The sequence below is a fragment of the uncultured Veillonella sp. genome, assembly GCF_963543145.1.
In the GTDB taxonomy this organism is placed as follows: domain Bacteria; phylum Bacillota; class Negativicutes; order Veillonellales; family Veillonellaceae; genus Veillonella.
Window position 1 is genome coordinate 96,179 of record NZ_CAUTZP010000001.1, and the last position, 16,344, is coordinate 112,522.

Annotated in this window: 18 protein-coding genes; 16 read left to right on the forward strand and 2 right to left on the reverse strand. The window is 38.9% G+C overall.

Going from position 1 to position 16,344, the window contains the following annotated elements; genetic code table 11:
• The first annotated feature begins 153 nt into the window (after nt 1-153).
• The 3 genes from nrdD to RWZ05_RS00450 all read left to right on the forward strand — a co-directional run bounded on the left by nrdD (nt 154) and on the right by RWZ05_RS00450 (nt 4,180).
• On the forward strand, nt 154-2,304 hold the full coding sequence (gene nrdD / locus RWZ05_RS00440; RefSeq protein WP_314641006.1) for an anaerobic ribonucleoside-triphosphate reductase: 2,151 nt from the start codon (nt 154-156) through the stop codon (nt 2,302-2,304).
• A gap of 137 nt (nt 2,305-2,441) precedes the next feature.
• Nucleotides 2,442-2,939 carry an anaerobic ribonucleoside-triphosphate reductase activating protein gene (gene nrdG, locus RWZ05_RS00445; RefSeq protein WP_314641452.1) on the forward strand — a complete coding sequence of 166 codons (498 nt, stop codon included), beginning with the start codon at nt 2,442-2,444 and terminating at the stop codon, nt 2,937-2,939.
• 2 nt (nt 2,940-2,941) lie between these two features.
• A complete protein-coding gene (locus RWZ05_RS00450; protein WP_314641008.1) occupies nt 2,942-4,180 on the forward strand; it encodes a chloride channel protein in 1,239 nt (412 codons plus the stop codon).
• Between the two features lie 160 nt (nt 4,181-4,340).
• Here RWZ05_RS00450 and RWZ05_RS00455 read toward each other — a convergent pair whose 3' ends face one another.
• Nucleotides 4,341-4,889 carry a gamma carbonic anhydrase family protein gene (locus RWZ05_RS00455; protein ID WP_314641010.1) on the reverse strand — a complete coding sequence of 183 codons (549 nt, stop codon included), beginning with the start codon at nt 4,887-4,889 and terminating at the stop codon, nt 4,341-4,343.
• A gap of 20 nt (nt 4,890-4,909) precedes the next feature.
• Nucleotides 4,910-5,863 carry a nitronate monooxygenase gene (locus RWZ05_RS00460; protein WP_314641012.1) on the reverse strand — a complete coding sequence of 318 codons (954 nt, stop codon included), beginning with the start codon at nt 5,861-5,863 and terminating at the stop codon, nt 4,910-4,912.
• A 546-nt stretch (nt 5,864-6,409) separates the two neighbouring features.
• On the opposite strand from RWZ05_RS00460, the gene RWZ05_RS00465 reads away from it, so the two are divergent.
• From RWZ05_RS00465 to rnc, 13 genes are all read left to right on the forward strand, one after another.
• Nucleotides 6,410-6,544 carry a rubredoxin gene (locus RWZ05_RS00465; protein ID WP_004693422.1) on the forward strand — a complete coding sequence of 45 codons (135 nt, stop codon included), beginning with the start codon at nt 6,410-6,412 and terminating at the stop codon, nt 6,542-6,544.
• A gap of 101 nt (nt 6,545-6,645) precedes the next feature.
• A complete protein-coding gene (locus RWZ05_RS00470; protein ID WP_314641014.1) occupies nt 6,646-7,158 on the forward strand; it encodes a DUF177 domain-containing protein in 513 nt (170 codons plus the stop codon).
• A 25-nt stretch (nt 7,159-7,183) separates the two neighbouring features.
• Complete coding sequence (gene rpmF, locus RWZ05_RS00475; protein ID WP_004693428.1) at nt 7,184-7,360, forward strand: 50S ribosomal protein L32; 177 nt, start codon at nt 7,184-7,186, stop codon at nt 7,358-7,360.
• A gap of 331 nt (nt 7,361-7,691) precedes the next feature.
• The gene (gene fapR / locus RWZ05_RS00480; RefSeq protein WP_314641016.1) at nt 7,692-8,252 is read left to right on the forward strand and encodes a transcription factor FapR; all 561 of its coding nucleotides are present in this window, start codon (nt 7,692-7,694) and stop codon (nt 8,250-8,252) included.
• A gap of 3 nt (nt 8,253-8,255) precedes the next feature.
• Entirely contained in the window at nt 8,256-9,284 is a 1,029-nt protein-coding gene (plsX, locus tag RWZ05_RS00485) for a phosphate acyltransferase PlsX (RefSeq protein WP_314641018.1), read from the forward strand.
• A complete protein-coding gene (locus tag RWZ05_RS00490) occupies nt 9,268-10,263 on the forward strand; it encodes a beta-ketoacyl-ACP synthase III (protein ID WP_314641020.1) in 996 nt (331 codons plus the stop codon). The genes plsX and RWZ05_RS00490 overlap by 17 nt, the downstream gene beginning before the upstream one ends.
• Nucleotides 10,264-10,278: 15 nt before the next feature.
• Complete coding sequence (fabK, locus tag RWZ05_RS00495) at nt 10,279-11,223, forward strand: enoyl-[acyl-carrier-protein] reductase FabK (RefSeq protein WP_314641021.1); 945 nt, start codon at nt 10,279-10,281, stop codon at nt 11,221-11,223.
• A 10-nt stretch (nt 11,224-11,233) separates the two neighbouring features.
• The gene (gene fabD / locus RWZ05_RS00500; RefSeq protein ID WP_314641023.1) at nt 11,234-12,175 is read left to right on the forward strand and encodes an ACP S-malonyltransferase; all 942 of its coding nucleotides are present in this window, start codon (nt 11,234-11,236) and stop codon (nt 12,173-12,175) included.
• 1 nt (nt 12,176) lies between these two features.
• Nucleotides 12,177-12,920, forward strand: coding sequence for a 3-oxoacyl-[acyl-carrier-protein] reductase (fabG, locus tag RWZ05_RS00505; protein WP_119562852.1), 744 nt, complete (start codon nt 12,177-12,179; stop codon nt 12,918-12,920).
• A 51-nt stretch (nt 12,921-12,971) separates the two neighbouring features.
• Nucleotides 12,972-13,202: an acyl carrier protein gene (locus tag RWZ05_RS00510; RefSeq protein ID WP_004693441.1), complete on the forward strand. Its 231-nt coding sequence runs from the start codon at nt 12,972-12,974 to the stop codon at nt 13,200-13,202.
• A 77-nt stretch (nt 13,203-13,279) separates the two neighbouring features.
• The gene (locus tag RWZ05_RS00515) at nt 13,280-14,236 is read left to right on the forward strand and encodes a nitronate monooxygenase family protein (protein WP_009372047.1); all 957 of its coding nucleotides are present in this window, start codon (nt 13,280-13,282) and stop codon (nt 14,234-14,236) included.
• A 36-nt stretch (nt 14,237-14,272) separates the two neighbouring features.
• On the forward strand, nt 14,273-15,517 hold the full coding sequence (gene fabF / locus RWZ05_RS00520) for a beta-ketoacyl-ACP synthase II (RefSeq protein WP_314641024.1): 1,245 nt from the start codon (nt 14,273-14,275) through the stop codon (nt 15,515-15,517).
• Nucleotides 15,517-16,257 (forward strand): ribonuclease III, encoded by a 741-nt coding sequence (rnc, locus tag RWZ05_RS00525; RefSeq protein ID WP_314641027.1) that lies wholly within the window; start codon nt 15,517-15,519, stop codon nt 16,255-16,257. Before fabF ends, rnc begins: the two co-directional genes overlap by 1 nt.
• The last annotated feature ends 87 nt before the right edge of the window (nt 16,258-16,344 follow it).

Here is a 16,344-nt window from a genome sequence, read left to right on the forward strand (position 1 = left end):
CATATATAGTATACTGAGGAGGTAGTAGAAATAGAGAGTTTTCTAATAATTCTTTACATTTTTACATATAAATGTATAAAAGTATGGTTTACCATACTTTTTTCTATGTCTTAACATATTTTTCAGCGGTAACAAAATGGGGAGGTTGCCAATATGTTGCAGGTCATCAAACGGGATGGTACAAAGGTACCTTTCGACAAACGCAAAATTGCTTTAGCTATTGAAAAGGCTGAGCATAGTAGTACTGGGTTGTACGAAGAGGGGTTAGCAGAGCGTATTGCAAATGAAATTGAAGAATATGCTCATAAACTCCAAAAAGATATGACAATTTATGCTATTGAAGATCAAGTATATTATAAGTTGATTGAGTATCATAATCCTGCAACGGCGCGTGCTTATGAAGGTTACAAAGCTGTTCAAGCTTTCAAACGTCGTCAAAACACGACGGATGAAGATGTAATTGGTTTATTAGATCGTAGTAATGTTAGTGTTCTTGATGAGAATTCAAATAAAGATGCTGCGATTGTATCAACCCAACGAGATTTGATTGCCGGTGAAGTATCTAAGGATATAGCTCGACGTAAGTTAATTCCTACGGATATTTTAGAGGCCCATGATAGTGGTGCCATCCATTTCCATGATATGGATTATATCATTCAGCCTATGTTTAACTGTTGCTTAATTAATTTAGAGGATATGCTCAATAATGGCACAGTTATTAATGGTAAAAAGATTGATACACCTAGGTCTTTCCAAGTTGCATGTACAGTAACAACGCAAATTATTGCACAAGTTGCATCTGGTCAATATGGTGGCCAAAGTATTAATGGTATCGATCGTATCTTGGCGCCATTTGTACGTAAGTCTTATGAAAAAATCCTTAACAATGTTATTGAAGAACAAGTTGAGATTTACGGTATGGAGCCCAATATGGAAAAGGCTCGTGAAATTGCTTGGAAACGTACGCGCAAAGAGGTTAAGGATGGTATTCAAACTATCCAGTACCAAATTAATACATTGATGACTACAAATGGTCAATCTCCATTTGTTACATTATTTATGTATTTCCAACCTGATTACGAATACGCTAAAGAAGCTGCTCTTATTACAGAAGAAATATTGCGTCAACGTATTAAAGGTGTAAAAAATGAAGCCGATGTATATATTACGCCAGCATTTCCTAAACTAATTTATGTTCTTGATGAACATAATGTAACACCAGATAGCCCATACTATTACTTAACTGAATTGGCTGCACAATGTACTGCTAAACGGATGTACCCAGATTATATTTCCGCTAAAAAAATGAAGGAAAACTATGAAGGAAATGTATTTAGTCCAATGGGGTGCCGCTCTTTCTTATCTCCTTGGAAGGATGAAAATGGGAACTATAAATTTGATGGACGCTTTAACATGGGTGTTGTGAGCTTGAACTTACCACAAATTGGTATTCTGGCTCGCGGCAGTGAAGAAAAATATTTTGAAATTTTAGATAAACGTCTTGAATTAGCAGAAAAAGCATTGTTATTACGCTACAATCTTTTAAAAGATGTGGTGAGCGATGTGTCTCCAATTCACTGGCAACATGGTGCTATTGCACGCCTGAAAAAAGGTGAAAAAATTGGTCGATTCCTCACAGGTGGCTATGCAACAATCTCTCTTGGTTATATTGGTATCTATGAAGCTACTCGTTTGATTACAGGTGAGTCTAATACAGGCAAAAAAGGTCGTGTATTTGCAATGAAAATCATGGATCGATTAAATGAAGCTATTAATTTATGGCGTGAAAAACATAACCTTGGTTTTGGATTATATGGCACACCTGCTGAAAGCTTAACAAATCGATTCTCTTCTTTAGATCGTGCACGCTTTGGTGTGATTGAAGATATTACTGATAAAGGATATTATACTAATAGTTATCACGTAAATGTTCGTGAAGAGATTAATGTATTTGATAAATTTGCTTTTGAATCTGAATTCCAAAAGAAATCGACAGGCGGTTGTATTTCTTATGCGGAAATTCCAAACATGACTAATAATATTCCAGCTGTTTTGACTATGATTCAATATATTTACGATCACATTTCTTATGCTGAGTTCAATACTAAGTCTGACTATTGTCACGAATGTGGTTTTGATGGTGAAATTAAGGTCAATGATCATAACGAATGGGAATGCCCTCGCTGTCACAATACGAATCGCGATAAACTAACTGTTATCCGTCGTACATGTGGTTACCTTGGAGAAAACTTCTGGAACGAAGGCCGTACTAAAGAAATCAAAGATCGGGTAATGCACATTTAAAATTATTAGAATTATAGTTATCATAAATACATGGTAAAAGCTGTGCATAAGGCACAGCTTTTACTGTATTTGTGAGAAATAGAAATATATCTATATAGTGTGGATCAAAGTTGATATACACTACTATGGAGGTTATGATGAGATATGGTCAAATAAGGCAATATGATATTGCAAATGGGGAAGGCATTCGTACATCTATATTCGTAACGGGCTGTACACATTGCTGTTATAACTGCTTTAACGAAGAATACCAAGATTTTAATGCCGGCAAAGAATGGACACAAGCTGAAACAGATCTAGTTGTCTCTTATGTTAAGAATTCTACTTGCGCAGGTTTAACTTTATTGGGTGGAGAGCCTTTCCAAAATGTACAAGGTTTATTACCTGTAGTAAAAGCTGTACGAGCGGCTGCACCGGAAAAGAAAATTTGGGCCTATTCAGGTTATGAAATAGATGATATCTTAGATGATGAGTTGAGAAGTGCATTATTACAGGAAATTGATATCCTCGTAGATGGTCGTTTTGTAGACGAACTTAAAGATCCAGCATTACGTTTTAGAGGCTCCTCTAATCAACGCATTATAGATGTGAAAAAAACATTAGCAGCTGGCGAAATCGTATTGGCAATGGAGTAAGTATGGCATTTGATAAACGAGTTATTGGGCTCATCATTATAGTTGGTTTTATAGCTGGGTTAATAGGTGCTTTTTATACACATTTGTTACATGGCATTCAACATTTTGTATACAACTATTCTGCTGCAGATCACCTGAGTTTTGGTGCCGCTGTAGCGCGTGTTTCACCATTAGAGCGTTTAATCCCTTTAGTTATATGTGGTGTAGTAGGTGGTGTAGGTTGGTTCCTCATTCATCGCTATGGTAAAGGTGTTGTAGATATTAAGGCTGCCGTTTCAGGCAAAATGAATATGCATCCTATTACCACTGTTTTACACGCTACACTACAAATTATTACGGTAGGTATTGGTTCTCCTCTCGGTAGAGAGGTTGCACCACGGGAAGCCAGTGCAGGGATTACAACGTTTTTAGTTGATCATTTTGATATAAAAAAAGAGGACCGACAGCTTTTAATTGCCTGTGCCGCAGGGGCAGGTCTTGCTGCCGTCTATAATTCACCTTTATCAGCAGCCATTTTTACGTTGGAAACATTGCTACTTACTTGGAATGTTAGGGCTATGAGTGCTGCTTTAGTATGCTGCGGATTAGCAACTTTTGTGACTCGGCAAGCCGGTGTAGGGGATGTCATTCAATATACGATGGCACAACCTAGCTTGGGTAGTCATTATGTAGAATTTTCCATAGCCTTAGGCGCTATAGTTGCAGTGGGGGTAGTATTATTTAATATTACTCAAAGTAAGTTGCCCGCAATTCACCGTAGTAGTCCTGTTATGATCCCTATTTCCATCGTTGCTTTTACATTAATTGGTGCTATGGCTATGTATTTTCCTGAAATTCTTGGAAATGGTAAGGCTGGAAATGAGTTAACCTTTACAAATGAAATTACTTGGACCTATGCATTAGGTTTATTTGGTTCTAAGTGGGCGGCAGTACTACTAGCTTTAGCGGCAGGTGCCTATGGTGGACGTATTACACCTTGTATGATGTTAGGTAGTACATTAGCCATAGTATTTGGTACGATATGGTCCATTGCAGTAGCTCCCATTTCTTTAGGGATGGCTGCCTTTGTAGGGGCTGTAGCGTTTTTAGGCCTTGGTCAAAAAATGCCAATGACGTCTTGTGTATTTATGCTTGAATTGACGCGTTTCTCTGTAGAAATGTTATTCCCCATAGCCTTAACAATGGGGACAGCACTTATGGTAGAACAAATCATTCAATCAAAATTAATGAGCGGTAAATAATAATGAGCTGTAAATAACAATGACTGGTTGATAGCCATTAATGGTAGTGAATAACATTCATACTAAAAGCTAATTACAGGCTTATTAATTAAACAAAGCGGATAGTTGTGTTGATCACAACTATCCGCTTTGTTGTATTTTAGAGTATACAATTTTAGAATTATACGATTTTGGCGTTTTTATCGTACTCTTCGCCACCTGAATCAGGAAGCATACCGTATTCTACAGTCCACAAGTGTTTATATTTTAACGCTTGATTATGAATGCGTTCAATTTGAGTTTCGTCTGTACGAACAACACGAGCTGGAATACCTACAACTAAGGAGTTAGGAGGAATTACCGTATTTTCTTTTAATACGGCACCAGCGGCGATGATGGAGCCAGAACCAATATGGCAACCACTCAATACGATAGCACCCATACCAACTAAAACATTATCTTCAATTGTGCTAGCATGTACGATTGCGCCATGACCAATTGTAACATAATCACCTAGGACACAGGCCTTATCATCATCTACGTGCAAAACAGAGTTGTCTTGTACATTAGAGTAACGACCTACAACAATTTTATTTACGTCTCCCCGAAGTGCACAATTTTGCCAGATAGATGCGTATTCTTTTAATTCCACATCACCTGCAAGTTCTGCACCAGGCATGACACAACTTTTAGGATCTAATTTAGGATATTTTCCGTGAAATGGTAACATGAGTACTCCCATCATATTAATTAAACGATTTCAATAAGGCGTTGAGCTTTACGAATAGACATAATAGCTTCATTCATTACAGATTGAACGATAGTATGAGCTGGCTCAATAGCTGTAAGACGGTTTAACCCTTGGCCTACTTGGACAGCACCATTTACTACATCGCCATCAATAGCGGCGCGTTTGTTAGTACCTTGAGACATTTTAGTGCGTTCTTCCGGTGTAGTAACACCATCAGTTTCAGCAGCTAGATAACGAGTAGTGAATTCATTTTTCAAACTACGTACGCCACCGTGACCAGAGAGTAGACCTGTTACAACAGAATCGGTATCTGTGGCATTGATAATAGCTTCTTTCATATTTTGATGTGCTTGGCATTCTTCAGCTAACAAGAATCGAGAACCCATTTGCACGCCTTCTGCACCCATCAATAATGCAGCTGCAAGGCCACGACCATCTACGATGGAACCTGCCACAACAACAGGGATAGAAATTTCAGGTAAAATATTTTCCATTAAAGACATTGTGGTTTGGCTGCCGATATGACCACCAGCCTCCATACCTTCAATAATCATTGCATCGGCACCAGCATCTTGGATGCGTTTTGCAAGTTTCAAAGATGGAACAACAGGAATAACTTTGATGCCTGCATCTTGGAATGGTTTGATATACGGAACTGGGTTGCCTGCACCAAGTGTGACAAAGGCTGGTTTTTCTTCAATGATAATATCTACTAATTCATCCTTATTTGGAGCCATTAACATAAGGTTAACACCGAAAGGTTTATCTGTTAATTTTTTACAAGCACGAATCTCATTGCGAGTCCATTCTGCATCGCGGCCCCCAAGAGCAATTACACCTGTAGCACCAGCGTTAGCAACGGCAACAACTAATTTGTGTTCAGATACCCAAGCCATAGCGCCTTGGATAATAGGGTATTCAATTTGTAAAAGTTGAGTTAAAGCTGTTCTCATACATCCTCCTATGATAACAATGTAATAAGCGATTTCTTTATTAAGCTTTTTAATTCTTATATAAGAATTAAAGCTTTAATAAAGTAAAAGTATGTATAAGTATATACTTATATACTAATGTGACTATGTGTATTTATTAGAAGCTATATAATCCTATAATAATTTTTATATAGGCATATAAGCTCTTCTTTATATAATAGTATAATATACAAATTATGTATACCTTAGATAGATTGATTGCAGTTGTTAATTAAAAAATAAGCTTTTACTTTTACTATTGAAATAGTATGGCCTTAATGGGCAAAGAATATCAAATAACATGGATGTTATATTTGAAAAAGTCTAATTGATAATACATTTCAAGTTTTGCAGATAGGATAAATCCGCATAGTATATATGATTTTTAAATATTGGAAAAATTGAGAAAATAAGAAAATGAGTATTGAAAAGTTTCGATGTCTTTGGTATACTACATTACAGATAGAGTATCTAATTTAATTAAAGATAAAATGTAAACAAAATTTTCAAGTGAAGGAGGAAATACACATGGAAAAATACGTATGCGTAGTATGTGGTTGGGTTTATGACGAAGCTGTTGAAGGCGTAAAATTCGAAGATCAACCAGCTGATTATGTTTGCCCAATTTGCGGTGTTGGTAAAGACCAATTCGAAAAAATGTAATTGACTTTCCCAAAAGGCTATCTTGAGTCCACTTAAGATAGTCTTTTTTATTTGACAAAGCACCATGTCATGTTTATAATATTATGAGTCGAGGTAAGATTATGAAACTGCAAGTAGAGCAAGCAAAAGAACATATAGGAAAGAAATTTCCTTATAGCTATACGATACCATGCTCTGAGCTTGGTGACGTAACTGCTTTTCCTTGGAGCCGTCATGATATAACCATTAATGGTGAGTTTTGGTTTGATGGTCAAAATTACATCGTTCAAGGTTCGATAGAGTCTAAAGGTGATTACGATTGTTCTCGTTGTTTAAATACGACAGAGCATAATCGTAAGGATTCCTTCGAGGAAATCTTTAGTGAACGTCGAGATGCTGCGGATGATGTGACTCCTTTCGATGGAGAGGAAATTGATCTAACCGAACTAATTAGGGATACATTAATCATCAATGAGCCCTCTCAAGTGTTATGTCAGGATGATTGCAAAGGATTGTGCGTTCATTGCGGAGCAAATTTAAATGTTTCACCTTGTTCTTGTGAATCCTTTGTGGTGGATCCTCGATTTGCAGAGTTACGTGCTTTGCTTGATGAGAAAGATGATAGATTGTCCTAATGATTGTACTAAGGAGGTGCAGATAATGGCAGTACCTAAGCGTAGATTGTCTAAATGCCGTCGCGATCGCCGTCGTGCTAATTGGAAATTAGAAGCTCCTGGTTATGTAGCATGCCCACAATGCCACGAACCTAAGATGCCTCATCGTGTTTGCCCTACATGTGGTCACTATAAAGGTGAGCAAGTAGTAGCTAATGCTTAATATGTGAGCGAATGAAAGGACGCCTACTTCGGTAGGCGTTTTTTGTGTTTTTTATTCTATATTCTTATATAGTTTTTAGTTATATACTTATAACTTTATATGCCACTTAATTAGTAGTAAGTGCCACTATTTTATAGTAAGATTAATCTATAAGATAGTGGCATTTTTTTATACTTTTATAAACTAAAAGATACTTAAATATAAAATTATAACTATATTTTGTATATGTCATTAAAATTTGTTACTATATGTATGAAAAGTCTTGCCAATAGGGGAATTATTGTATATACTTAGGATGTAATATTAATACTAGGTCATAAAAGGTGGTCCCATGAGTCGGTTAAAGAAGCAAGAGCGCCAACAGCAGTTACAAGAAAAACTGAATATTACGCCATTTCTTACTGATGAAGAATTGGCAACGCACTTTAGTGTAAGTGTGCCAACTATTCGTCTAGATCGACTAGAGTTGGGGATACCTGAGTTGCGTGAACGCATTCGCGTAATGGCTACGGGTCAATCACAAGAAACGGTAGATCATGCACCGTATGAAGTAGTAGGGGAATTGATTGATGTCACAGAAGGGCAACAAGCTTTATCTATGCTACGGACTACGGCTGATATGGAAGATCGATTTGGACATGTAGAGCCACAGTATTTATATGCTCAAGCAAATTCCCTCGCAAAAGTAGTCATGGGGACTACTGTTTGTTCTGCGGAAGTTGGAAATATAAAATACAAGAACCCAGTAGGAGCTGGTACAAATTTGGTGGCAAAAGCTGAAATTGTACGTCGCCGAGGTAATAAGTTCTTTATTTGGGTCATCATAAGAGATAAAATAAAAGAAGTATTTCGCGCAAAATTTATTATGGAAACCGTAGAGAATAGGGTGTAAATTATGAAAATTGCAATAGACGCCATGGGTGGCGACTTTGCTCCATTGGAGCCTGTACTAGGATCCATTGAAGCCGTACGAGCAAATGATCACATTGAAGTAGTGCTCGTCGGCGATGAGCAGCAAATTTTTAACATATTAGAAGCTAATAATGAAGCTAAGAATCCACGTATTTCTGTACATCATGCCAGTGAAGTAATCGGTATGGATGAACATCCAGGTCAAGCATTGCGCAAGAAAAAAGATGCATCTATCGTGGTGGCTACAGCGCTAGTTCGCGATAATCATTGTGATGCCGTTATTGCTCCTGGTAGCACAGGTGCTGCTGTCGCAGCTGCCTTATTTGGTCTTGGTCGCATTAAAGGGGTAGATCGCCCTGTTATTGCAACACCAATGCCTACAGTAAGTGGTATTACTGTTATGCTAGATTCAGGTGCAAATTCAAATTGTAAACCTAAACATCTTGTACAAGGTGCTTTGATGGGTTCAGAATATGCTAAGCTTTTATTAGGTAAAGAAAATCCTACTGTAGGATTACTAAACATCGGCGAAGAAGCCACAAAAGGGAACGATGTCGTTCTAGCCACGTATCCAATTTTGGAACGTATGAATATTATTAACTTTAAAGGCAATATTGAAGGTCGTGATATTCCCAAAGGGACTGTTGATGTTGTTGTATGTGATGGCTTTGTAGGTAATGTGGTTTTGAAATTTGGGGAAGGCTTGGTAACAGGCCTAACACAATTAGTAAAGGATAGCATTATGGCTGGTAGTATTTTTGCCAAGATTGGTGCTATGTTAGTAAAGCCAGCTTTGAAAAAAATAGCAAAACGCTTAGATCATACTGAAAATGGTGGTGCTCCACTCTTAGGTGTTAATGGTTTATTTATGATTTCGCATGGCAGTTCTAAGGCCAAAGAGATTAAGAGTGCTATCGAAATTGCTGATGATCTAGTAGAGCGTAAAATTATTCAACACATTCGTGATACGATGGAAATTGAAGGAGCCTTAAAGTATGACTATGATGAATAAACCTGTAGGGATCATTGGTACTGGGAGCTTCCTTCCTGACAATGTAGTAACAAACTTTGATCTTGAGAAAATGGTTGATACTAACGACCAATGGATTAGAGAACGTACTGGTATAGAAGAACGACGCATTGCACCGGAAGGTATGAACACATCCTATATGGCAACAGAAGCAGCTAAGAAAGCATTGCAAATGGCTAAGGTCAATGCAGAAGACATCGATATGATTATCTTTGCTACCTTAACACCAGATATGATTATTCCTTCTGCAGCTTGTGTTTTACAAGCTAATTTAGGAGCTAAAAACGCAGCAGCTTACGATTTACAAGCGGCATGTTCTGGCTTTGTATATGGATTGATTACTGCAGCTAGTTATATTAGTTCTGGCATTTATAAAAAGGTACTCGTTGTAGGGGCAGAAATTCTTTCCCGTCGAGTGAACTGGAATGATCGTGGCACATGTATCCTATTCGGTGATGGTGCAGGTGCTGCAGTAGTATCTGAAGTACCTGAAGGTTACGGTATTAAAGGTATTGATATGGGCGCCGACGGCACTGGTGGACCAGCACTTTGTATTCCAGCAGGTGGTACCGCTGTAGTTGCTAATGATCAACGCGTAGAAGAAGGTTTAACATTCATTCACATGGATGGCCCTGAAGTATATAAATTTGCCGTTAAAACGATGGGCCGCACTGTTTTAAAATCTTTAGAACGTGCTGGTATGGAGCTTAATGAATTAGATTACTTCATCCCTCATCAAGCAAATATTCGGATTATTGATTCGGCAGCAAAACGATTACATCTGCCGATGGAAAAAGTTTTTGTTAATTTACATAAGTATGGTAATACATCTGCCGCGTCTGTAGCGATTGCTCTTGATGAAGCAAATCGTGAAGGACATTTCAAACGTGGAGATAATGTTGCGTTTGCAGGATTTGGTGCGGGCCTAACATGGGCAAGCCTAGTCTTGAAATGGTATTAAGGAGGACACATCAAGATGATTAAGACTGACATTTGTGATTTATTGCAGATTGAGTATCCAATCTTACAAGGTGGTATGGCTTGGCTCGGTACTGCAGAATTAGCGGCAGCCGTATCTGAAGCTGGTGGCCTTGGCATTATTGGTGCTGGTCATATGCCTCCTGATATTTTCCGCAATGAAATCCATAAATTAAAAGAGCGCACAAGCAAACCGTTTGGTTGTAACATCATGCTTATGTCTCCATTTGTGAAAGAAGTCATGGAAGTAGTAGTGGAAGAACGCGTTCCTGTAATTACTACAGGTGCAGGTAACCCTGGTGTTTACATTCCCGCTTTGAAAGAAATTGGTACTAAAGTAATTCCTGTTGTAGCCTCTGTATTGTTGGCAAAACGCTTGTTACGTGGTGGCATTGATGCAATTATCGCTGAAGGCACAGAGTCTGGCGGTCACGTAGGCGATATTACAACTATGGCTTTGATTCCTCAAGTAGTAGATGCTGTTGACGTTCCAGTTATTGCAGCTGGTGGTATTGCTGATGGTCGTGGTATGGCGGCAGCCTTTGCATTAGGTGCTAAAGCAGTACAAATGGGTACACGCTTTGTATTATCAGAAGAATGTATTGCCCATGAAAACTATAAAACCGCTGTATTGAAAGCAAAAGATCGCGCTACCGTTATGACTGGCTTAACAACAGGTCACCCTGTACGTATTATTGATAATTCATTAGCTCATAAATACAAAAACCTTGAATTTAGCGGTGGATCTAAAGAAGAACTAGAAGCATTAGGTGCAGGTACACTTCGCTTAGCTGCTATTGATGGTGATGTAAAAGAAGGTTCTGTAATGATCGGTCAAATTTCTGGTATGTTAACAGATATTAAACCATGTGCAACTATCATTAAAGATATTATGACTGAAACTGAAACTGTAATTAACAATCTTCAAGGTCTTAATAAATAAGGAGGCCCTAATGAAAACGGCATTTGTTTTTCCTGGTCAAGGTTCCCAAAAAGTAGGCATGTTACAAGATTTGTACAATGCGTATCCTATTGTGAAACAACGTTTTGAAGAAGCGGACGAAGCTCTTGGTTACTCTATTACTAAGTTATGTTTCGAAGGCCCTGATACAGAGCTTGTTAAAACAGCAAACACACAACCTGCTATTTTGACTGCATCCGTAGCTTGTTATGAAGTTCTTAAAGAGCAGGGTTTTACACCTGATATCGTAGGTGGTCATAGCCTTGGTGAGTACAGTGCTCTTGTAGCAGCTGGCGTATTAAATTTTAAAGATGCAGTGTATGTGGTCCATAAACGTGGTCAATATATGCAAGAAGCCGTGCCATTGGGTAAAGGCGCTATGGCTGCTATCTTGGCATTACCTCGTGAACAAGTTGTACAAATTTGTGAAGAAGTAAGTGCATCTGTTGGCTCTGTACAAGCAGTTAACTTTAACTGCCCAGGTCAAATCGTTATTGCCGGTGAAACTGTAGCGGTGGAAACAGCAGCTGAAAAAATGAAAGAAGTTGGTGCAAAACGAGCAGTAATGCTTCCAGTAAGTGCTCCATTCCACAGCCGTTTGATGGAACCAGCAGCTATTCGCTTGAAAGAAGAGTTAGATAAAATTCAAGTGAGCGATGCGCAAATCCCTGTAGTAGCAAATGTGACAGGCAAAATTTTGACTAATGCAAATGACATTAAAGAATCCTTAGTTACTCAAGCTGCTAACCCTGTATTGTGGGAAGACTGTGTAGCTGAAATGGTTAACTTTGGTGTAACTAGCTTTGTTGAAGTTGGTCCTGGCAAAGTGCTTACAGGATTTACTAAAAAGATCAATAAAGATATGGAATTAGCCAATGTTGAAGACATTGCATCCTTAGAGAAAACGCTTGAATTTTTGAAAGGGGTTCGATAAAATGCATTTAGAGGGTAAAGTAGCCATTGTAACTGGCGCATCCCGTGGCATTGGTCGCGCTGTAGCTATCAATTTAGCACAATCTGGTGCTGATGTTGTAGTTAACTATAGCGGTAGCGAAGGTGCAGCTCAAGAAACTGTTGAAGCTGTACAAGCATTAGGCCGTAAAGCCATTAAAATTAAAGCCAATGTAGCTAATGCTGATGAAGTTGCTTCCATGGTAGAAGAAGCTCATAAAGAGTTTGGCCACATTGACATTCTCGTAAATAATGCGGGTATTACGCGTGACGGTTTGTTAATGCGTATGAAAGATGAAGATTTTGATGCTGTTATCGATATCAACCTTAAAGGTGTATACTTGGTAACTAAAGCAGTATCCAAAATCATGATGAAACAACGTTCTGGTCATATTATCAACATGACATCAGTTGTAGGTGTTATGGGTAATGCTGGTCAAACCAACTACGCTGCGTCTAAAGCAGGTGTAATTGGTTTTACTAAATCCTGTGCTAAGGAATTAGCAAGTCGTGGGATTACTGTAAATGCGATTGCACCAGGTTTTATCAATACTGATATGACTGATGTATTACCAGAAAAAGTTAAAGAAGCTATGGTTACTGAAATTCCATTGGGCCGCATGGCTGATGCTGAAGAAGTGGCAACTGTAGTAACATTCCTTGCTAGCGATTTTGCGAATTATATTACTGGCCAAGTTATCAATGTAGATGGCGGCATGGTAATGTAGTTGTAAAATTAGACTATATACAAATACACTTTGAAAGGAGGTGAACCACCAATGAACACTTTCGATAAAGTAAAAGCAATCGTTGTGGAACAATTAGGCGTTGATGAAGCTGAAGTTACCATTGATTCTACATTCATCGACGACTTAGGCGCTGACTCCTTAGATATCGTTGAATTGATCATGGCATTCGAAGAAGAATTCAATGTTGAAATCCCTGACGACGTTGCAGAAAAAATCAAAACCGTTAAGGATACAGTAGAATATATTGATTCTGCTAAATAAGCTGTAAAGCTGACAATTCAGCCGAACGGGAGGCCGAGTGGCCTCCCCACCGGTTTTATTTACAGGAGGATTTGATAGTGAAGCTCCCTGAACTTCGCATTGGGAATCTAGTGGCCAAAGTACCTATTATTCAAGGTGGTATGGCGATTAGATTGTCTACAGCTCGCTTGGCAGCAGCCGTTGCAAATGAAGGTGGTATCGGCCTTATTGCGGCATCCGGGTTGCCTTTTGATGAATTACGATACGAAATACAATTAGCTAGAAAATTATCACCTACGGGTATTATTGGTATAAATGCGATGGTAGCAGCAACTCAATTTGCTGGTCTAGTAAAAACTGCCATCGAAGAGGGCATTGATCTTGTAGTAGCAGGTGCTGGTTTTTCAAGAGATATGTTCGCTATGGGCAAAGAGTCTGGTACTCCAATCGTACCAATCGTTTCGTCCGCAAAATTAGCTCGCATTTCTGAAGGTTTAGGTGCGGCTGCAGTAATCGTAGAAGGCTGTGAAGCTGGTGGTCACTTGGGCACGGATCGTTCCGCTCGAGACATCGTTCCAGAAGTTGTGGCAGCTGTTAAAAATATTCCAGTAATTGGTGCTGGTGGTGTTCTCGATGGCCGAGATATCGTAGAAATGTTGAAATTAGGTGCTAGTGGTGTTCAAATGGGTAGTCGTTTTGCGGCTTCTGACGAATGCAATGCATCTGATGAGTTGAAAAAAATGTATGTACGGGCTACTAACCCTGAGGACATTGTATTGATTCAAAGTCCTGTAGGTTTGCCTGGTCAAGCAATTAAAAACAAATTTGCTGAATCTGTATTAGACGGTACTGTAGCACCTCCAACGGTGTGTGATAACTGTTTAAAACATTGTTCCCATAAATTCTGTATCATCCGCGCTCTTTCTCGTGCACAACAAGGTGATGTGGAAACTGGTTTGGTGTTCTCTGGCAATAATATGAGAAAAGTCGACAAGATTATGCCAGTTAAAGATATCTTTGCTCAATTAAAACAGCAAGTAGCAGAGATAGATTAATTTAAAAGGGCTGTATAGCTATAAGAGGTGGAATAATTGGAAAAACGTGTAGTAATTACTGGCTTAGGGGCAGTGACTCCTGTAGGTATCGGTAAAGAGAACTTCTACAATGCGTTATTGGCAGGTCAATCTGGTATTGGGCCGATTACACGCTTTGACGCATCTGAGTATGCAACACGCATTGCAGGCGAAGTAAAAGATTTTGATATTACAAACTATGGCGTAGACAAAAAGGAAGCACGTCGTATGGACCGTTCTGTAGAATTTGCTATCGGTGCTGCTGTTCTCGCTTGTGAAGATGCTGATCTTGACTTGGACAAAGCAGATTTAGACCGTTGTGGTACTGTAGTTGGTACTGGTATCGGCGGTATTGACTCTATCCATGAAGTATATGAAACATTATTCGAAAAAGGTCCTGGCCGTATAAGTCCATTTGCAGTACCTATGATGATTGCAAACATGACATCTGCACGCGTATCCATTCGCCTTGGTCTTAAAGGTCCTGTTATTACAGGCGTAACAGCTTGTACTTCTGGTACAAATGCTATTGGCGACGCATTCCGTATCATTCAACGTGGTGATGCTGATGTAATGTTCGCTGGTGGTACTGAAGCTGCTGTGTCTCCAGCTGCTGTAGCTGGTTTCGCAGCTATGAAAGCTATGTCTACACGCAATGACGAACCAACAAAAGCATCCCGTCCATTTGACCGCGATCGCGATGGTTTCGTAATGGGTGAAGGTGCAGGCATTGTAGTTCTTGAAGAATTAGAACATGCTAAAGCTCGTGGTGCTCATATCTACGCTGAAGTAGTAGGGTATGGTACTAATGGTGATGCTTACCACATCACTGCACCAGCTCCAGGTGGTGTTCAAGCTCGTAAATGTATGGAATTAGCAATTAAAGATGCAGGTATCGATCCTAAAGACGTTAACTACATCAATGCTCATGGTACATCTACTGGCCTTAATGACCAAAATGAAACATTGGCTATTAAAGAATTATTCGGCGATCATGCTAAAAATATCGCTGTTAACTCTACAAAATCAATGACAGGTCACTTGTTAGGTGCGGCTGGTGCTATCGAAACTATCGTTATGGCGATGGCTATCGAAACTGGTAAAGTTCACCCTACAATTAACTGTGACAATCCGGATGAAGGTTTGGATCTAGACTATGTTCGTGAAGGCGCACGTGACCTAGAGGTTAAATGTGCACTTTCCAACTCTTTCGGTTTTGGTGGTCATAACGGTACACTTTGCGTACGCCGTTATGAAGCTTAATGGTTGCTATCGAAGCGCATAAGAGTAAGATGACACAAGCTCGTGAAGAATCCCTTCATGAGCTTGTTGCTCGTTTAGACATACCTGTGTCAGATATATCCATTATAGATTGTGCTTTTACACATACATCTTATGCGAATGAACATAAATCAAAGCATATCCATCACAATCAACGATTAGAGTTTTTAGGCGATGCTGTACTGGATCTCATTATAGGTGAGTACTTATTTAAAAACTATCCAGATATGGCTGAAGGTAATTTGACTAAGATTAAGGCAGCTACAGTATGTGAGGACTCTCTCGCATCCGTGAGTCGTTCTTTACAATTGGGGCAATATTTATTGCTCGGTCATGGTGAGCGTGCCTCCGGTGGTAATGATCGTAACTCTATACTAGCTGATACCTTTGAGTCCCTCATTGGTGCTATTTATATTTCTACAGATTACCAAACGGTAATGACCTTCGTTTTAAAACATCTAACAATTTATATCAAGCAAGCCTTAGAAGGTAAGCGGGGTAAAGATTATAAGACATTATTACAAGAATATGTGCAACGAGATGGTGATAAACATATCGTCTATCGTTTGCTCAGTGAAAGTGGTCCTGACCATGCTAAGACCTTCCATATGACCGTTGAAATTGATGGCATTACTTATGAGGCAGGCTCTGGTAAAAGTAAAAAAATTGCAGAACAAAATGCGGCTCAATTGACTTTAGAAAAGTTGATGGCTCATAAATAGAAAAGCGCCTAATGGCGCTTTTTTCTGTATAATAGAATATGAGTAATAATCTAGATAACAGTATATGAATAGTAATCTATATAACAG